At 59.8% G+C, this 1,081-nt stretch carries 1 protein-coding gene; it reads right to left on the bottom strand.

Annotated elements, in window-relative coordinates; genetic code table 11:
* Positions 1 to 1,079 (bottom strand): elongation factor Tu (gene tuf / locus ACFO6X_RS15835; protein WP_382434995.1); only part of this gene is annotated, 1,079 nt, incomplete at its 3' end.
* Positions 1,080 to 1,081: the final 2 nt, after the last annotated feature.

Genomic DNA, 1,081 nt, shown 5'->3' with positions numbered 1-1,081 from the left:
GACACGTTGTCACCAGGCATCACCATTTCTTTGCCTTCGGGCAGTTCGATGGCGCCAGTCACGTCGGTGGTACGGAAGTAGAACTGGGGGCGGTAGTTGTTGAAGAAGGGGGTGTGGCGGCCGCCTTCGTCTTTGCTCAACACGTACACTTCAGCGGTGAAGTGGGTGTGGGGCTTGATGGAACCGGGCTTGCACAGCACTTGGCCACGCTCCACGTCTTCACGCTTGGTGCCGCGCAGCAGCAGACCGACGTTGTCGCCAGCTTGACCTTGGTCGAGCAGCTTGCGGAACATTTCCACGCCGGTGCAGGTAGTCTTTTGGGTGTCGCGGATACCGACGATTTCGATTTCTTCGCCGACCTTGATGATGCCGCGCTCAACGCGACCGGTCACCACGGTACCACGGCCAGAGATGGAGAACACGTCTTCCACGGGCATCAGGAAGGCACCGTCCACAGCGCGCTCGGGCGTGGGGATGTAGGTGTCGAGGGCTTCGGCCAGCTTGTCGATGGCTTGTTCGCCCAGAGGGCCTTTGTCGCCTTCCAGGGCCAGCTTGGCGGAACCACGGATGATGGGGGTGTCGTCGCCGGGGAAGTTGTATTTGTCCAACAACTCGCGCACTTCCATTTCGACCAGTTCGAGCAACTCTTCGTCGTCGACCATGTCGCACTTGTTCAGGAAGACGATGATGTAAGGCACGCCCACTTGGCGAGCCAGCAGGATGTGCTCGCGGGTTTGGGGCATGGGGCCGTCAGCGGCGGAGCACACCAAAATAGCGCCGTCCATCTGGGCGGCACCGGTAATCATGTTCTTCACGTAGTCGGCGTGGCCGGGGCAATCGACGTGAGCGTAGTGGCGATTGGCGGTTTCGTACTCAACGTGGGCGGTGTTGATGGTAATACCGCGTGCTTTTTCTTCGGGAGCAGCGTCGATTTCGTCGTATTTTTTGGCTTCGCCGCCGAACTTGGCCGACAGCACGGTCGCGATGGCCGCTGTCAGGGTTGTCTTGCCGTGGTCGACGTGACCGATGGTGCCCACGTTGACGTGGGGCTTGGTGCGTTCAAACTTACCTTTTGCCATTT

This window comes from Giesbergeria sinuosa (genome assembly GCF_042652905.1).
Classification (GTDB): domain Bacteria; phylum Pseudomonadota; class Gammaproteobacteria; order Burkholderiales; family Burkholderiaceae_C; genus Simplicispira; species Simplicispira sinuosa.
This window is presented reverse-complemented; position numbering and strand designations above follow the sequence as displayed.